The following is a 14,734-nucleotide window of genomic DNA, read 5'->3' as shown; positions in this document are numbered from 1 at the left end:
TCCATGCGGAAGTGAACCTGCCTTCTGGAAGGAGCGCCGCCTTCCAATTCGAGACTACACACCGCCCGGCGCATGGGTTGAACGGAACCGCGAAACGAGCACTCAGCTGATCAGATGCAGCGCGCCGAACGCGCCATGGCCCCCTAGGCCTGGGGCACCGCCGGCCGAGCTGCCCGATGAACATCAGGCTCAAACAGCGAGATCCATCATGACTCACACTTTAGTAGCTGCCTTCGATACCCTAGCCGCCGCCCAGGCCGCCAAAGCCGAACTGCTGGTCCAGCAGGTGCTGGACAGCAAGATCCAGCTGTCTTCATCCTCCGAGCAGGCGGCGGCCACCGTGACCAGCACGGCCGAGCCGGCGCACGACGAGTCGCTCGGGCACAAGATCAGCCAGTTTTTCAGCTCGCTGTTCGGCAACGATGCAGATGACAAGCCCCACCGCCACGGTGTGGCCTATACCCAGGCTTATCACCGCGGTGCCACGGTGCTGACCGTGACGACCGTCACCGACGAACAGGCTGACCTGGTGGAGGAGATCCTCGAGCGCCACGGCGCGATCGATATCGATGAGCGCTCCGCGTCGTGGAATGCCGAGGGGGCGGATGTCAGCGCCACTACCCATCTGGCCGGCACTCACCTGGACATCGACCGTTCGCAGGCCCTGGATCGCAACCTCGACAACGCCGCCAGCCACGCGCCGGTGCCGACGGCCGGCGAGGATGTGCTGGTGGGCAAAGCCGAACCCGCTCGGGTCACTCGGGTTCCGGTGCGCGCTGACGAGGCCGAGCTTGCGGTCGACCCCGCCTCCACCCTGCACCAGGAAACCTTTACCCAGCCGCCGACCGAACCTTTGAAAAAAATCTGAACCGCCTTGGTAGACGGTCGCCTAATGTTCAGTCCATGCAAAATTAGCTGGGCAATATGCCAATAACGGCAAAATTCGAGAGGTGGTTACCGTGGCTAAAGATGACAAGAAAAGCAAAAGTGATGCTGCGAAAACCAGCAAAGACCTGAAAGACAAAAAGGCTTCGCCGTTGAAGAAGTCGGCTGCCTCGGCTGCCCTGTCCAAGTCTTCCGACAAGAAAGACAAGGAGAAGGATGATGCGCCTAAAAAGTCGCTGAAATCCGCTGACAGCAAGCCGGAAAAGTCGAAGAAATCCGACAAGGCCGAAAAAGCCGACAAGCCTGCGAAAAAGAAGAAGTGACCCCTGCGGTCTGCCATGGCCTTGCGCCCTGGCAGACCGAGCCTGGTTGGCTTCGCGTCAATCAGCCGGCAGGATCACGCTCGGCACGGGTTCAGGGCCTTGCACCCAGCGATTGAACAATGCATACCCCACCGCCAACATCACCGGGCCAATGAACAGCCCAATGATGCCATTGCTGATCATCCCTCCCAGCGCGCCAATCAAGATAACCGGCATCGGCACGGCCACCCCTCGGCCCAGCAGCAACGGCTTGAGCACGTGTTCGGCCAGCCCGGCCAGCACCGTCCACACCGCAAATGCAATGGTGCCGACACCGCTGCCAAAATGGGCGAATGCGTAGATCACCACCGGCACCACGACGATCACCACGGGCAGCTGCACGATGCCCATCAGCAGGATGATCAGTGCCAGCAGCCCCGACAGCGGGATGCCCATGACCACAAAGCCGACCCCGAGCAGCACCATCTGAATGAACGCAATACCGACCACGCCCTGCGCCACGGCGCGGATGGTGGACGTGCACAGGTCGACCATCTGCGGACCCAGTGCCGGATTGAACAAGCGCGAGGCGATCGCCTCCGCCACCCGTCGCCCGGCGGCGCCTTCGGCCATGACCCAGCCGGCAATCAGCAACGCCAGCAGGAAGGTGACAATGCCGGTGCCGATGCCGGCCGCGTGATGCAGCGCGATGCCGCTCCAGCCCTTGAGGTGCGGCATCAGCTGCTGGAATGCCCAGGTCAGATTCTGCGAGGCCTGCAGCCAGAGCGAGTACAGCGGCTCGCCCACCATCGGCCATTGCTCGACGCTGGCCGGGGGCGCGGGAAGCTCCAGCTGCCCGGCTTCGAATGACTTGACCCCGGTGCGAATCGTCTCGGCAATCGAAGCGCCCAGCAGCCCCACAGGAGCGATCAGGCACACCAGGCCCAGGGCCACCAGGATGATCGAGGCGATGACGCGGCGCTGGCCCAGCCGCGCGGCCAACCGCTGGTGCAGCGGGTAGAGGGTGACCGCCAGAATCAGCGACCACATCACCAGGTTGAGGAAGGGCCGGAACAGGTCGAAGCAGAACATCGCCAGCGCCGCGATCAAGCCGGCGCGGATCAGTACATCGAGCAGTACCCGGGACAGGGCCCCGGAACGGGGTGACAAGGCATTCATGGGGCAGGCTCCGGCAACGTGACTTGGAAAACGGTTATGCATCCTATACTGGTGCAGGCCCGCAGGCTGCACGAGCGGCATCCGACACTTTCTTCAAAGAATTCCTCCAGAGAATTTCTTCAAGGATGATCACATTGAAAGCAATCCTTTGTGTGAACTGGCTGCGCTGCATGACCCTGGCGTTGCTGCTGCCCGTGCTGGCCCAGGCCGGCGAACCCCTGGCCTCGTGGAACGACGGGCCAGCCAAGGCTTCGATCACCCGTTTCGTCCAGGCCGTGACCACCGAGGGCAGCCAGGACTTCGTCCGCCCCGGCGAACGCCTCGCGGTGTTCGACAACGACGGCACGCTGTGGAGCGAGCAACCGCTGTATTTCCAGCTGCTGTTCGCCCTCGATGAAGTCAAGCGCCAGGCGCCCCAACATCCAGAGTGGAAAGCGACGCAGCCGTTCAAGGCGGTGCTGGAAAATGACCGTCAGGCATTGGCTGCAGCAGGCGTCGACGGTTTACTGAAAATCGTCGCGGCCACCAGCACCGGCATCACCAGCGAGGCCTTCACGGCCAATGCCAAGGCCTGGCTGGCCCAGGCCAGGCACCCAAAAACCGGCAAACCCTATACCGAAATGGTCTTCCAGCCCATGCTGGAACTGCTCGACTACCTGCGGGCAAACGGCTTCAAGACCTATATCGTGTCAGGCGGCGAAGTCGCCTTCATGCGCGCCTTTGCCGAGCAGGTCTACGGCATACCGCCGGAACAGGTGATCGGCAGCACATTCCAGACCCGGTTTCAGCCGGATGAAGGCCAACCGTCCATCCTGCGACTGCCCAAGCTTGCGCACAACGACGACGGCCCCGGCAAACCGGAGAGCATCGAAGCGATCATCGGCCGGCGGCCGATCCTGGCGTTCGGCAATTCCGACGGCGACCTGCAGATGTTGCAGTGGACCGCCGCCGGCAGCGGCAAGCGTTTCGCCGGCCTGGTGCACCACACCGACGCGAGACGCGAGTGGGCCTATGATCGCCAGTCCAGAGTCGGCACGCTGAACAAGGCGCTGGACGAGGCGAACGAGCGAGGCTGGACCGTCGTTGATATGGCCAGGGACTGGAAGCGCGTCTACCCGTTCGAGGCCCCGTAGCCCGCCTCCAGGCCAACCGCGGTCAATAGCCTGGGGCGTTGCTGGTGAATGCCTGCAAATCGCGGGTCAACGCGCCGATCGCCCTCTTGAAGTCATCGCTGGTGACCGGTTGACTGGCGTTGTCGAGTGTCCGGCCGAACACCTTGCGCACCACTCTGGCCACCGTTTGATGGTTGACGGCATCGATGAATTCGGCCTCGATGTACAGCTCGGTATCCTGGTCGCGATGCCCGGTGATCGACGACACGCCGCCGATCACCGCCGCTACCGGAATCACCTCATACCAGCGCATGCCCTGGTTCGAGGCATTGACCCCGGTAATGGCCGCGCGCAGGATCAGCACCTTCGCGCCCGGCCTGGCGTACTGCGTCGTGGGCACCAGCTGATACTTTTGGCCCAGCACACCACGGGCGTTGTCGGTCATCTCGTCCTGCAGCTGCTGGAACGTCTGCCGGTTGACCCGCTCGTTGGGCCGGGGCATCGGGTAGAGTTCGAGCCGGTTGAAGACCACCGTGTCGTAAGCGTTGGGGTTCCACGACGGACTGACCCAACGCATGGCGGTCTGGCCACTGCTGGTGGTGACCGGCTGCAGGTTGTTGTAGGCGCTCAGGTAACCGGAATACTCCTGCGTTTGCGTGATCTGCGAGGTACACCCCCCCAGTAGCAGGCTGCTCAAGACAAAACCAAGCAGGTAACCAGACGCTGTGTTCATCGGACGCTACTCTTGGGTGGGGTATCACGGGCATGGTCGGTCGATGCCATGGCCATAGCCAGAGTTCGAGCCTAGCAACAGCGAGGCAGGCAGCCCGTTTATTTTTCTGCTCGAGTAACAGCATTACGCCGGGGCATTCAGTCTGCCTGACTTCTGCGCGCTCGCAGCCAGTGCGCCATCGCCGCGAACCGCCGGCGGGTTTCCCATTCGAAGATCCGGTTGACCAGCGGGTCGAGCACACGACCCAGCCAGCGGGGCCGCAACTGCACGCTGAAGGTGTAGATCAATTGCGAAGACGCGCCATCGATCTCGCGATGGCGCATGGACGCAGCCCACCCGTGAAAGCAACCTGCCGGCTCCACCAGCACCGCTGCGGCCACCAAAGGCGGCCGGTAGTTGACGAAGCGAGTGCGCATGGCGAACAGGCGCTTGCAGCCGCGCCCCTCATTCACGCTGATCGCCCCTATGTAGGGATGCGAGCCGCCGCCCTCCACCGCCGCCCGCGACAACAGCGTGTCCCACTGCGTACGCAGGCTGTGGTTGTGAAAGGCTTCGAAGACCTGGGCAGCGCTGGCCGGCATGACCAGCACGATTCGGCGCCGGCTCATCGCGCTTGCTCGGTGATCTGCGTCTGGATATTCCAGCGCTGAAACTCGGCGTCGAATTCCTTCAGAGTCAGCAAGCCCATGCAGGTGCGGCCCCCGCGAAGCGCCAGCTCGCCCCTGGCCAGCTTGCAGGCCAGCAGGACCGCCGCCATGCAAGGGATTTGCGGCCCGTGCCCGGCCGGCGCGGTCAGCTCCCAGGTCAGGCAACGCGCTGCGCCGTCCGCCCGCAGCCCGCTCACCTGCACGCGCATGCCGCCGACGTCGCTGCCAAAACGGTCAAGCACCAGCGCACTGAGCCGGTCCAGGCCTGCACCCCAACGCGCCATCGGCAGGCGGATGCCCAGCCGGGCCAGCGCCGCAGCCACCCAGAGCGCAACATGCTGCACGGTCAACTCCAGGGCGGCATGAAACTCGACATCGCGCACGCTGGGGTAGCGTTCGGGGAACAACGCCAGGTCCGGTACGTCGCACGCCGCCCCCCAGCGTGGCGCCAACCCGGCGAAGCTGAAGCGGCGGATATCCTGCCAGCCATATTGCCGGGCCCAGCGCCCGCCGTTCCAGCGGGCGAACGCCTGGCCGGCGTAGCCGAACACCGCCTGGATGGTGGCGACCCCCCTGGCCGCCTGCTGGCCAGGGGCGATGACCGTACCAATGGCGTCGATGCGCGCCAGCGACTGGCCCAGCTGGTCGACCACGGCCGAAGACAACCCGGGAACGCTGCTGGCGCCGGACACCGCCAGCACCCCCGCCGCCTTGGCCGCTGCATCGACCTGGGCCGCGAAATGGGCAACGAAATCTCGGCCATCGGCCAGATCCAGGTAGTGCGCGCCCGCCGCGCAGGTCGCCAGCGCCACCCGGTAGTCCTGCCCCTGAAACGGCCCCGCGCAGTGAATGACCAGCTCGGGCGCCGCGGCAACCAGACGGGCTTGGAAGTCGGCAGCAAAAATATCCAGGGCGACCGTCGCCAGGGTCACGCCCGACTCGAACCTGTGCACGCTGTGGTGCGGCCTGCGACTGGCAGCGATGACCTGCAAGCCAGGCACTTGCGCGAGCCGCTGACAGATCCGCGCGCCAAAGTTGCCCAGCCCTCCGATGACAATGATGCGCATGGCTCTTCCTTGAATGCGGTTGCGGCAATAGTCGCGGCGTTGGATGCGGCGATGCTGGGTGCAGTGATTGCCCGGGCAAGAGTAACTAGGTGTGACTTGCCGTTCAATGGCGCGCGCGGCATACAATGCCCCTCATCCACCCCCTGAGCCTCAGCCATGCCGACCTCACGAGTCCGCCCTACTCCCGCGCCGCTGCAGGCCGCGGGTGAAACCGTGGTGCTGTTCGACGGCGTCTGCAAGCTGTGCAACGGCTGGGCAAAGTTTCTGATCCGCCATGACCGCCAGCATCGCGTGCGCCTGGCCACGGTCCAGTCCCCTGAAGGCCAGGCCCTGCTGGCCTGGGCCGGCTTGCCCGAGGATGCCTTCGACACCATGGCAGTGATCCGCGACCGGCACTACTGGGTGCGCTCGGAGGCGTTCTTCGAGGTGGCTGCGCAGTTACCCGCCGCCTGGCCGCTGCTGCGCGGGCTGCGGGTGGTGCCGCAGTGGTTGCGTGACTGGGCCTACGACCGCATTGCCTTCAACCGCTATCGCCTGTTCGGCAAACACGACGTCTGCCTGCTGCCCACCGCCGATCACCCGCGGCGCTTTCTCCAGGGCCCACAGTGAACCCGGTCCGCCAGGTGCACTGGCTGGCACGGGGCAGCCTGGCGTTCATGTTCGCCTACCACGGCCTGGTGCCGAAACTCATCCAGCTGAGCCCCGGCGAACAGCTGCTGCTGCGCGCCCACGGCCTGGAAAACGCGGCCTGGTTGTCCCAGGCGGCCGGCGTGGCCGAGCTGGTGCTGGCGGCGGTGTTGGTGTTTTTGCCCAGGTTGGCGTGGCCGTTGCTGTTCAGCGGGGCGATCTTGCTGGCATTGCTGGTGGATGTGGCGGTGGTGCAGCCGGCGATGCTGGTCGATGCGTTCAATCCGGTGACGTTGAATGTGGCGGGGATGGCGTTGGGTTGGATTGGGTGGGTGACGGGTGGGGGTTGGGGGAAGGTTCTGTAGGTGCCGTAGGGGCAGATAACGACCCGAAGCGGCCCTTCGTTCGGGGGCAGCGATCGGCCAAAAGAGGCCAGTCAGGCGCTTCCCAGGAATCAGGTACGGTTAGTGGCAGGCTTCAGTAGGGTAGACAAAGCGATATCGTTAGCGCGTGCGGCAGAGTGCGAGTCGGGCGGCAACTCGATGCCAAACCTGGGGGCTAGGACGAAGATATCGATTTCGACACGGAGCAGTCATTTGATCTTGAATATCAGTGATGGCGTCGACTTACATAATTTGAGCTTAATGATATCCTTATCCGCATGATAGCCTTTTGCCCTGGAAACACTGATAATGGCAAATCTCGGGCTAACAGCTGTAATCGTGCCAGCCAGTTTTGATCATAGGAAGGGAATCAATGAGCTCTAACGAACCAAGTAGCAATGTTTTCATGCATCGCCATACCCTTTACACCCTGGCGACTCAAGGTGAAATTGGCTCAGCTGTGATTGAGGCTTTGCTGCCCAAGGGTATACCGTTGGAGTATGAGCGTGAGTTATGGGACTACAAGCTTCTCCTTCCACAGAAAACCAAGGGCAAGAAGCTTACGCAAGAAGAATCAGCGATATACGATGGTGCGCTTTGCGAAATCATCAAAGACGCTGTTGCCTTCCATAACTCTTACGGTGGATATATTGTCGTAGGCGTTAAGGACAGCCCGAAGGAGATTGTTGGGTTCGAAGGGGAATTCGACTGCGACGAATTTAACAAGCGCATTACCGCTTTCACGGGGCGGAAAATCCCTTGTTTCTTTGAGAAACACGCCGTCACCGCACAAGCTAAAAGATATACAGTTGGTCTGCTTTTCATTCCCAAACGGGGTGACAATGAAATCCCGGTCCAATTCACTAAAGACGCTGATCAAAAAAATACTAAGCGCGCATTCAGCCGGAATGACATCTACCTACGAGTGGACGACCAATGCATTCCGGCCAAGTCCACAGAAAACTTTGCGCTTCTGTACACGCCGGGCAGGCGTGTTATAAATGCTGAGCGTTATGTTACGAATTTGCCGATCCTAGATACTAATTTGGGTCCTAGGGATCCTGGTTTCATCGACTTTGTAGGACGAGAGGCTTACATATCAAGTTTATGGAAATGGTTCGTCGACCGTTTCAATCCAGTGAAACTCCTTGCTGGGATTGGGGGCGTTGGCAAGACAGCTCTTGCCCGCGAATTTAGCGAGCAGGTAGCGCGCGCAGCACCGTTCGAATTCCAGAAGATTGTCTGGCTCAGCGCGAAGAAGCAGTTTTTTACCGCAGTGCAGGGAAAATACGTCGCCTCCACGCGAGTAGACTTTGAAGGCACTGATAGCATGCTCAGAAAAATTTGCCTTGAGCTGGGCTTGCTAGAAGAAGAAGTCAAGGAAGACGCCTCACGAGAAGAGTTAATCGAGCTAACCATCAACGCACTGCGTGATATGCCAGCACTAATAGTCATTGATGATATCGATTCACTCGAGCCAGATCAGCAACACGACACCTTCCATACACTGCTATCCATATTCAGCCAAACTATAGGAAAGTCTCCTGTAGGTTCACGAGCGTTGCTAACAGCTCGTTTGGATTTGGGTGCCGGCGCAGGGCAAGTCATCCGAGTAAAGGGCCTAGAATTCGACGAGTTTGTTGATTTCATTAACATGACGTCAGAAGCGCTAGAGCTACATACACGCTTTGAGGCCAATGCAAAGCGTACTGAACGGTTCCATGTCTTGACTGAAGGTTCTCCAACATTTGCTTCCTCGGTACTTCGATTGGTATCTCTAGGGGAGTCAGTTGAAAAGGCGTTGATCAAATGGCAAAACGCCGATGGAGAAGACGTACGCCGCTTCGCTTTTCAGAGGGAACTTGACCAACTTTCCGACGCTGCACGCGCAACCTTGTACGCGTTGTGCATTCTCTCCGAGAGCCACTTAGTTGAACTTAGCACTATACTCACTAGAAGTGAGCAACAGGTAAGAGACGATTTTGCGGAGCTAAGGCGATACCACCTCATCACTAACGCAGAATCTCATCTTCCGGGCGGAAACCGGATCGCAGTCCCTTCAAGCATCCGTATGATGAAGGACATCCTGAAAGAAAAAATTAAGAATCCAAAACGGATTGAATCAGATTGCGCTAAGTCGAGATCAAAAAATGGCAAGTCAAAAAAAGACATTGGCTATGACGTGAAACGAATCGTGTCGTTGTGGGCAGCTGGAGCACCAGACGAAGCTCTGGAACACAGTATTGTACTCGACAAGCAGCACCCAAATCATCCTGACGTAAAATGTCTCCTTGGGCGTGCCTACCTGCAAATCGAGCAACCGGACCCTCGAAAGGCAGAGGTCAACTTGCGCACTGCACATGAACTCGAATGTAGACGCCCAGAGCTACTAACATTATGGATAGAAGCTAAATCGTTAATGGGTGATTGGAGTGGAGTATTAGACATTACAGCTTTCAGCGAGAAAAAAGTGCCTGATGTGGACATTTTGCTCGCAAGAGCTAATGCCGTTGAAAACCTAGCTCAAATCGACATTAAGGCTCGGAGCTACATGTCTGCGGCTTCCCGTTGTCGAGAAGCAGGCATTGAAATTAATAATGTTTTCAAAATGAACAAGGCTACCGGAGCAGTTGTAGATCTCAAACAGGCCCGAAAGAACCTTTTAGCAACTTATTTTTATCTAACAAAGAACAATACCTCTGATGCAGACGATTACATCGACATCTGGCTTGCCTCAGTATTCTGTTTTGACTCGTTTGTTCGAAGCCCGCGCATCCTCTACATAGGCTTGGAGTATCTTAAAGCGTGGTGGGATGCAGTCGAGCAGCGTGATGACTTTAACGCGAAAACCGAAGCCGCAATGAACGTTCAGCTCGAAACGCTTGCACACATTCACGGCACAATCAAGAAGCAGGAAGGGGTTGATGAGGACCTCGTGGAAGCCTTTAAGCTAGGGTTGGATGAACTTCGTCTTCGACTCAAAAAATACATAAGCTAACTCGAGTTGAAAATCCTGCTGTACTCAGAGGGGCCAATGCAGGCCCCTCTCTTGTGTTTATTTGTATCAGGGCGACAATCTTAATCAGCCACTACAGAAACTCATGCATTAAGTATTGATAATGCACATTGCTTCAATTGATTCAATTGACTGCCACGTGACCAGTTCAACGAAGGCTTTGCGCCTGCCGCTCCCCAGAAAAATTAACGCAGTGTCCGAGATCAGTCGACCACTACAACCATCACCAAAGCCCTGAAACGAATCCACCCCCATCGCCCCTTCCAACTGAACGACCCGCCCCCCACGCCCGTCATACCCATCATCCTGTCCAGCATTCAAAGCCCGCACGGCCAAGGCCGTTTTTTGCTCGCCGACGCTGGCCTGCCATCACAGCACCACATCTCACAGGGGTCGTCATGTCCAGCTTGAAAAGCTATTCGGTCAACGCCAACGGCATTCGCCAGCATGTCGTCGAGGCCGGCGATGGGCCGCCGGTGATTCTGCTGCATGGTTTTCCGGAAACCGGCTATGCGTGGCGCTTTCAGATTCCGGTGCTCGCCGAGCGTTACCGGGTCATAGTGCCGGACCTGCGCGGTTACGGCGAGACCGAGAAGCCTGCCACCGGCTACGACAAGCGCAACATGGCTTTGGACATCCGCGAGCTGATGCGCGAGCTGGACATTCCCAAGGTCGCGCTGGTGGGTCATGACCGCGGCGCTCGGGTGGCCACACGCTTTGCCAAGGATTTTGCGCCGCTGCTCGATCGACTGGTGGTGATGGACAATGTGCCCACCCGCGTCGTCTCCCGTGAGCTGGACGCCAAGATTGCCCAAGCGTACTGGTTCTTTCTGTTTCACCTGGTCCCGGACCTGCCGGAGGCATTGATCGCTGGACGCGAGCACATCTGGCTGCGGCATTTCTTTTCCGACTGGTGCCACGACCCGCAAACCATCACCGGTGAAGCCTTCGACACCTACGTCAAGGCCTATCAGGCGCCGGGCGCTGTGCGTGGGGCGATGGCCGACTACCGCGCCAACGCCACCGACGTCGCTCAGGACCAGGAAGATGCCGACAGCAAGATTTCGGTGCCGACGATGTCGTTGTGGGGCGCGGACTTTCAGGCGGTGGGCAAGCTCTTCGACATGCCCAAGGTCTGGGCCGAGATGGCCGACGACCTGGAGACCCACGCCATCGAGCAGTGCGGCCACCTGCCGCAGGAGGAGCAGCCGGAACAGGTGAACGCGCTGTTGTTGAAGTTTCTGGCGCCCTGGAAGGGTTGATCGTCGCTGCTCTGGGTCATCGGGTAGATGAGCACCGTGGCTAAGCCGAACCCAGGCGGCTCAGCCACTGCTCATAGTGTTCAGGCCATTGCATCGTCGGCGTGCCCGGTTTGCCGAGACCAAAGCCGTGGCCGCCTGTGGTGTACCGATACATCTGCACTGCAACCTGTTGATGCTCACAGGCCGCCGCCATGATCAGCGTGTTCTGCGGATCGGAGATCGGATCGTCTTCTGCCTGCACCAGGAACATCGGCGGTGTGCGGGCAGTGACACGGTTTTGCACCGACCACTGCGCTTCGTCCTGCGCCCGGGCGTGCGGCCCCACCAGTATCTTGTGGGTCGAGGTATGGGTGTAGGGACTTTGCAAGGTGATGATCGGATAGATCAACGCCGCGCCTTCAGCCATGGCCGGTTGGGCATCGACAGCGTCTTGCGGTGGGTAGGACTGGGCGTCACCCTGGGTGGCGACCATACCCAGCAGATGCCCCCCCGCCGAAAAACCCAGCAGGGTCACATGAGGTTCCCGGCTACGAACGATGCGCAGCGCCCGCTGCGCGTCCTGCAGCGCCACAACGTTGCCGTCGTGCCAACCCTCATCTGGCAAACGGTAGACCAGCACATAAGCGGTATAGCCTCGATCCGTCAGCCAGGTCGCCGCTGGCCATGCCTCACTGGCCATTTCCATTCGTTTATAGCCCCCGCCGGCAGCGACCATCACCGCCTTGCCATTGGGCTTGAGCGGCCTGAACACTTGCAGACAAGGGCGAGCAATGTTGCTCAGAGCGCCGCTCGACGTCAGCTGTTCGTCACCCGAAGGGCCCCCTCCCCCTGGCGGCTGGCCGCCCCACAGTTCGATGGTTTCGCGCTGGGTGATCTGATCCTTGGCCTGAGCGGCCGCAAACTTCAGCATCAGCACTGCCGTACCGCTGCCCAGAATAAATTGACGGCGATTCATGGGGAACTCACTCGGTCGGTGGATGGAAACGCAGGCTAATAGCCGGAAAACTGGTGAGCTGCAGCCATCACCGCGATTACCAGAACAGCCAGCCCTGTAGCTCGGGTCCAGTTGGCCTGATTGGTTTCAGCCAACCATGAGCCCTTGACGGGGTACTTGCCCAAGGTGAGCAGTTTCAGCACTGGCCATCCAATGGGATAGAGAATGAGCTCAGTGATGAACTCCGCCAGCGCGCTCAGCAATCCGTCCAGCAAGGCGCGAGTCTCCCGGGTGAATATGACTGAAACGTTCTCGCCGTTGGCGGTGGCTACCATTACGCACCGTCAGAGTCTCACGGCCTGCCAATCCGGTGAGCGCATTACACCTGTGCGCGGGCAGCGTACGCCGCTCTTTGTTAATAATCCAGCCGCCCAAACAACTGGTCAAAAGGCACCATCACATGCCCTCTAAATGCCGGACGCGGCTGAAACAGCGGCCCTCCGGCTTAACCGCTCTTTCTGCTGCAAGCCCTTCAGGGTTTGAAAACCGCCCGCAGGCAATGGTCGGTTTTCTCCTTGAACATGGCATAGCCCTGCACTGCATCCTCCAGGCTCATCGGGTGAGTGAGCAGGTAAGCCGTGTCCAGTTCGCCCTTTTCGATGTGCTCGAACAGACGCTTGGCATAGCGTTGCCCGGGCTGCTGGCCGGCGCGCAGTGTCAGCGCCTTGTTGACGATGGCGCCCATGGGAAATTTGTCGAGCAGGCCGCCGTAGACCCCGACGATCGACACCGTGCCGCCTTTGCGGCAGGCGCGAATCGCCTGGCGCAGCACGGTGCCGCGCTCGGTGTGCAGGCGCAGCAGCTGTTTGGTCTTGTCGTACAGGTAGTCGACCTCGGTGCCGTGGGCTTCCATGCCCACGCAATCGATGCAGCGATCCGGGCCGCGGCCTCCGGTCATTTCCAGCAGCGCCTGGTGCACATCGGTGGTCTCGTAATTGATCACCTCGGCCCTGCCCTTCTGCCGAGCCAGGCGCAGCCGCTCGGGGATGCGATCGATGGCGATGACTCGGCCGGCGCCCAGCAACCAGGCGCTGCTGATGGCCATCAGGCCCACCGCGCCGCAGCCCCACACCGCCACGGTGTCACCGGGCTGGATGCCGGCCTGGTCGGCGGCGAAGTAGCCGGTGGGCGCGGCGTCCGAAACGAATACCGCCTGTTCGTCAGTGACGCTTTCGGGCACCTTGAACAGGTTGACGTCGGCGAAGGGCACTCGAATGTAGGTGGCATGGCTGCCGGCGTAGCCGCCGAAGGCATGGCTGTAGCCGATGATGCCGCAGCAGGGCTGCCCATAGGCCAGGTCGGTGGCCGAAGGGTTGGGGTTGGAGTTGTCGCAGCACGAGAAGTCGCTGCGCTGGCAGTGTTCGCACTCGCCGCAGCCGATGATAGAGATGGTGATGACCCGGTCGCCTTTGTGCAGGCCAGTGACGGCTGATCCGGTCTCGACGACCTCGCCGAGAAACTCGTGGCCGATGATGTCGCCCGCCTGCATGCTCGGCACGTAGCCGCCCAGCAGATGCAGGTCGGAGCCGCACACCGAGGACAAGGTCACGCGGATGATCACGTCGCGCGGATTGAGGATCGTGGGGTCATCGACGGTGTCGACTTGCAGATGGTTGGGGCCCTGCCAGGTCAATGCGCGCATCACCAATCCTCCTGCGGCTGATCGAGGGTAATCGGCGCACTGGCCTTGGCCGCCTGGTGATCGGCATGCATCCGGTTGGTGGCCACTTCGCCGGTTTCCAGCTGCTGCTTGATCTGGCGCAACAGGTTGAGCACGGCTCGGTCGGTGAACTGGGCAATGGCGCTGGCCAGCGCATAGGCGGCGCTGCCGGGGTAGGGTTCGACGGCCAGCACCACCCTCACCTCCGTCCCCCTGCCCTGAGGCCCGTCACTGAAGCTGGCCTCGATGCGGTGCTTCCAGGGCCCTTGGTAAGCGGTGTCCCATTGCAGGGCCTGGTCCTGGCGGATGACGTTCTGTTTGATCGTCCAGCTCAGTTGCCTGTCCAGCGGGCCGGATGCCGTCCAGCGCGAGCTGTGGGCATCGATGGCCTGGGCGCTCTGAACCCAGGGCATCAGCGGCGCCAGGTTGTGCGGATCAAGAAAAAAGGCGAACACCTCTGCGCGCGGGCGGTTGATGGTGACGGACCGCGACACGGCCTTGCTGCTGCTCCACCCGGCGTCCTTCTGCAGGAAGTGCTCATAGGCCGTGTGGTCGAGCTGATGGGTCAGCTTGCACACACCCGTATAGCCGCGCCAGGCGGCGCCCAGGCCGACGGCCGCCTGCACGACGCCCAGAGGGCTACGGTGCCTGAGGCCGTTGAGGATCAGGGCCAGGCCAGCAGATATCGAAAACAGCCGCTGCGCAGGTCCCAGGTTTGGATGCTCGCGCGACGGGGCGACAGATGTGACTGCCGTCGAGGGAAGGTGTCTAGGCATGGTTCGCTCTGCACGATGAGGATGATCTAAAAGTGATCAAGGCCTGCGCAGCGCGTTCATTCTGCTTTAGACGGGTTCTCGCCGCCCCGCT

General features: G+C 60.5%; 15 protein-coding genes. 7 read left to right on the top strand and 8 right to left on the bottom strand.

Annotation, left to right across the window (positions count from 1 at the left end; all coding sequences use genetic code 11):
- Positions 1 to 208: 208 nt before the first annotated feature.
- Positions 209 to 868, top strand: coding sequence for a hypothetical protein (locus SFA35_RS10315; protein WP_320577905.1), 660 nt, complete (start codon positions 209 to 211; stop codon positions 866 to 868).
- 82 nt (positions 869 to 950) lie between these two features.
- Positions 951 to 1,208, top strand: a complete 258-nt coding sequence (locus tag SFA35_RS10310; RefSeq protein WP_320577903.1) for a hypothetical protein — start codon at positions 951 to 953, stop codon at positions 1,206 to 1,208.
- Positions 1,209 to 1,265: 57 nt separating this feature from the next.
- On the opposite strand, the gene SFA35_RS10305 is transcribed toward SFA35_RS10310, so the two are convergent.
- Positions 1,266 to 2,366: an AI-2E family transporter gene (locus SFA35_RS10305; RefSeq protein ID WP_320577902.1), complete on the bottom strand. Its 1,101-nt coding sequence runs from the start codon at positions 2,364 to 2,366 to the stop codon at positions 1,266 to 1,268.
- 125 nt (positions 2,367 to 2,491) lie between these two features.
- On the opposite strand from SFA35_RS10305, the gene SFA35_RS10300 reads away from it, so the two are divergent.
- The gene (locus tag SFA35_RS10300; protein WP_414058511.1) at positions 2,492 to 3,499 is read left to right on the top strand and encodes an HAD family hydrolase; all 1,008 of its coding nucleotides are present in this window, start codon (positions 2,492 to 2,494) and stop codon (positions 3,497 to 3,499) included.
- A 22-nt stretch (positions 3,500 to 3,521) separates the two neighbouring features.
- Here SFA35_RS10300 and SFA35_RS10295 read toward each other — a convergent pair whose 3' ends face one another.
- The 3 genes from SFA35_RS10295 to SFA35_RS10285 form a co-directional block, all read right to left on the bottom strand.
- Positions 3,522 to 4,211, bottom strand: coding sequence for a DUF3313 domain-containing protein (locus tag SFA35_RS10295; RefSeq protein ID WP_320577900.1), 690 nt, complete (start codon positions 4,209 to 4,211; stop codon positions 3,522 to 3,524).
- A gap of 137 nt (positions 4,212 to 4,348) precedes the next feature.
- Complete coding sequence (locus SFA35_RS10290) at positions 4,349 to 4,819, bottom strand: hypothetical protein (protein ID WP_320577898.1); 471 nt, start codon at positions 4,817 to 4,819, stop codon at positions 4,349 to 4,351.
- The gene (locus tag SFA35_RS10285; RefSeq protein ID WP_320577896.1) at positions 4,816 to 5,925 is read right to left on the bottom strand and encodes a saccharopine dehydrogenase family protein; all 1,110 of its coding nucleotides are present in this window, start codon (positions 5,923 to 5,925) and stop codon (positions 4,816 to 4,818) included. The genes SFA35_RS10290 and SFA35_RS10285 overlap by 4 nt, the downstream gene beginning before the upstream one ends.
- Before the next feature lie 156 nt (positions 5,926 to 6,081).
- Here SFA35_RS10285 and SFA35_RS10280 point away from each other — a divergent pair, with 156 nt between their 5' ends.
- From SFA35_RS10280 to SFA35_RS10265, 4 genes are all read left to right on the top strand, one after another.
- Positions 6,082 to 6,534, top strand: a complete 453-nt coding sequence (locus tag SFA35_RS10280) for a thiol-disulfide oxidoreductase DCC family protein (RefSeq protein ID WP_320577894.1) — start codon at positions 6,082 to 6,084, stop codon at positions 6,532 to 6,534.
- Positions 6,531 to 6,917, top strand: coding sequence for a DoxX-like family protein (locus SFA35_RS10275; RefSeq protein ID WP_320577892.1), 387 nt, complete (start codon positions 6,531 to 6,533; stop codon positions 6,915 to 6,917). The genes SFA35_RS10280 and SFA35_RS10275 overlap by 4 nt, the downstream gene beginning before the upstream one ends.
- A 391-nt stretch (positions 6,918 to 7,308) precedes the next feature.
- A complete protein-coding gene (locus tag SFA35_RS10270; RefSeq protein WP_320577891.1) occupies positions 7,309 to 9,933 on the top strand; it encodes an RNA-binding domain-containing protein in 2,625 nt (874 codons plus the stop codon).
- A gap of 416 nt (positions 9,934 to 10,349) precedes the next feature.
- A complete protein-coding gene (locus tag SFA35_RS10265; protein ID WP_320577889.1) occupies positions 10,350 to 11,213 on the top strand; it encodes an alpha/beta hydrolase in 864 nt (287 codons plus the stop codon).
- A 40-nt stretch (positions 11,214 to 11,253) separates the two neighbouring features.
- Here the strand turns inward: SFA35_RS10265 and SFA35_RS10260 are convergent, their stop codons facing one another.
- The 4 genes from SFA35_RS10260 to SFA35_RS10245 all read right to left on the bottom strand — a co-directional run bounded on the left by SFA35_RS10260 (position 11,254) and on the right by SFA35_RS10245 (position 14,643).
- The gene (locus SFA35_RS10260) at positions 11,254 to 12,168 is read right to left on the bottom strand and encodes an alpha/beta hydrolase (RefSeq protein ID WP_320577887.1); all 915 of its coding nucleotides are present in this window, start codon (positions 12,166 to 12,168) and stop codon (positions 11,254 to 11,256) included.
- A gap of 35 nt (positions 12,169 to 12,203) precedes the next feature.
- Complete coding sequence (locus SFA35_RS10255) at positions 12,204 to 12,482, bottom strand: hypothetical protein (RefSeq protein WP_414058510.1); 279 nt, start codon at positions 12,480 to 12,482, stop codon at positions 12,204 to 12,206.
- Between the two features lie 197 nt (positions 12,483 to 12,679).
- Complete coding sequence (locus SFA35_RS10250; protein ID WP_320577885.1) at positions 12,680 to 13,849, bottom strand: zinc-dependent alcohol dehydrogenase; 1,170 nt, start codon at positions 13,847 to 13,849, stop codon at positions 12,680 to 12,682.
- Positions 13,849 to 14,643 (bottom strand): SRPBCC family protein, encoded by a 795-nt coding sequence (locus SFA35_RS10245; protein ID WP_320577883.1) that lies wholly within the window; start codon positions 14,641 to 14,643, stop codon positions 13,849 to 13,851. Before SFA35_RS10245 ends, SFA35_RS10250 begins: the two co-directional genes overlap by 1 nt.
- Between the last annotated feature and the right edge of the window lie 91 nt (positions 14,644 to 14,734).

This window comes from Pseudomonas sp. HR96, from assembly GCF_034059295.1.
Taxonomy (GTDB): domain Bacteria; phylum Pseudomonadota; class Gammaproteobacteria; order Pseudomonadales; family Pseudomonadaceae; genus Aquipseudomonas.
The sequence above is the reverse complement of the archived record's forward strand: the minus strand, read 5'-3'. Positions and strand labels throughout refer to the sequence as shown.

Bases quoted from the DNA above. Each gene is read 5' to 3' on its own strand.
- SFA35_RS10285 (WP_320577896.1), bottom strand. From the start codon at position 5,925: ATGCGCATCATTGTCATCGGAGGGCTGGGCAACTTTGGCGCGCGGATC.
- SFA35_RS10280 (WP_320577894.1), top strand. From the start codon at position 6,082: ATGCCGACCTCACGAGTCCGCCCTACTCCCGCGCCGCTGCAGGCCGCG.
- SFA35_RS10270 (WP_320577891.1), top strand. From the start codon at position 7,309: ATGAGCTCTAACGAACCAAGTAGCAATGTTTTCATGCATCGCCATACC.
- SFA35_RS10255 (WP_414058510.1), bottom strand. From the start codon at position 12,482: ATGGTAGCCACCGCCAACGGCGAGAACGTTTCAGTCATATTCACCCGG.
- SFA35_RS10265 (WP_320577889.1), top strand. From the start codon at position 10,350: ATGTCCAGCTTGAAAAGCTATTCGGTCAACGCCAACGGCATTCGCCAG.
- SFA35_RS10290 (WP_320577898.1), bottom strand. From the start codon at position 4,819: ATGAGCCGGCGCCGAATCGTGCTGGTCATGCCGGCCAGCGCTGCCCAG.
- SFA35_RS10315 (WP_320577905.1), top strand. From the start codon at position 209: ATGACTCACACTTTAGTAGCTGCCTTCGATACCCTAGCCGCCGCCCAG.
- SFA35_RS10245 (WP_320577883.1), bottom strand. From the start codon at position 14,643: ATGCCTAGACACCTTCCCTCGACGGCAGTCACATCTGTCGCCCCGTCG.
- SFA35_RS10250 (WP_320577885.1), bottom strand. From the start codon at position 13,849: ATGCGCGCATTGACCTGGCAGGGCCCCAACCATCTGCAAGTCGACACC.
- SFA35_RS10260 (WP_320577887.1), bottom strand. From the start codon at position 12,168: ATGAATCGCCGTCAATTTATTCTGGGCAGCGGTACGGCAGTGCTGATG.
- SFA35_RS10305 (WP_320577902.1), bottom strand. From the start codon at position 2,366: ATGAATGCCTTGTCACCCCGTTCCGGGGCCCTGTCCCGGGTACTGCTC.
- SFA35_RS10295 (WP_320577900.1), bottom strand. From the start codon at position 4,211: ATGAACACAGCGTCTGGTTACCTGCTTGGTTTTGTCTTGAGCAGCCTG.
- SFA35_RS10300 (WP_414058511.1), top strand. From the start codon at position 2,492: ATGATCACATTGAAAGCAATCCTTTGTGTGAACTGGCTGCGCTGCATG.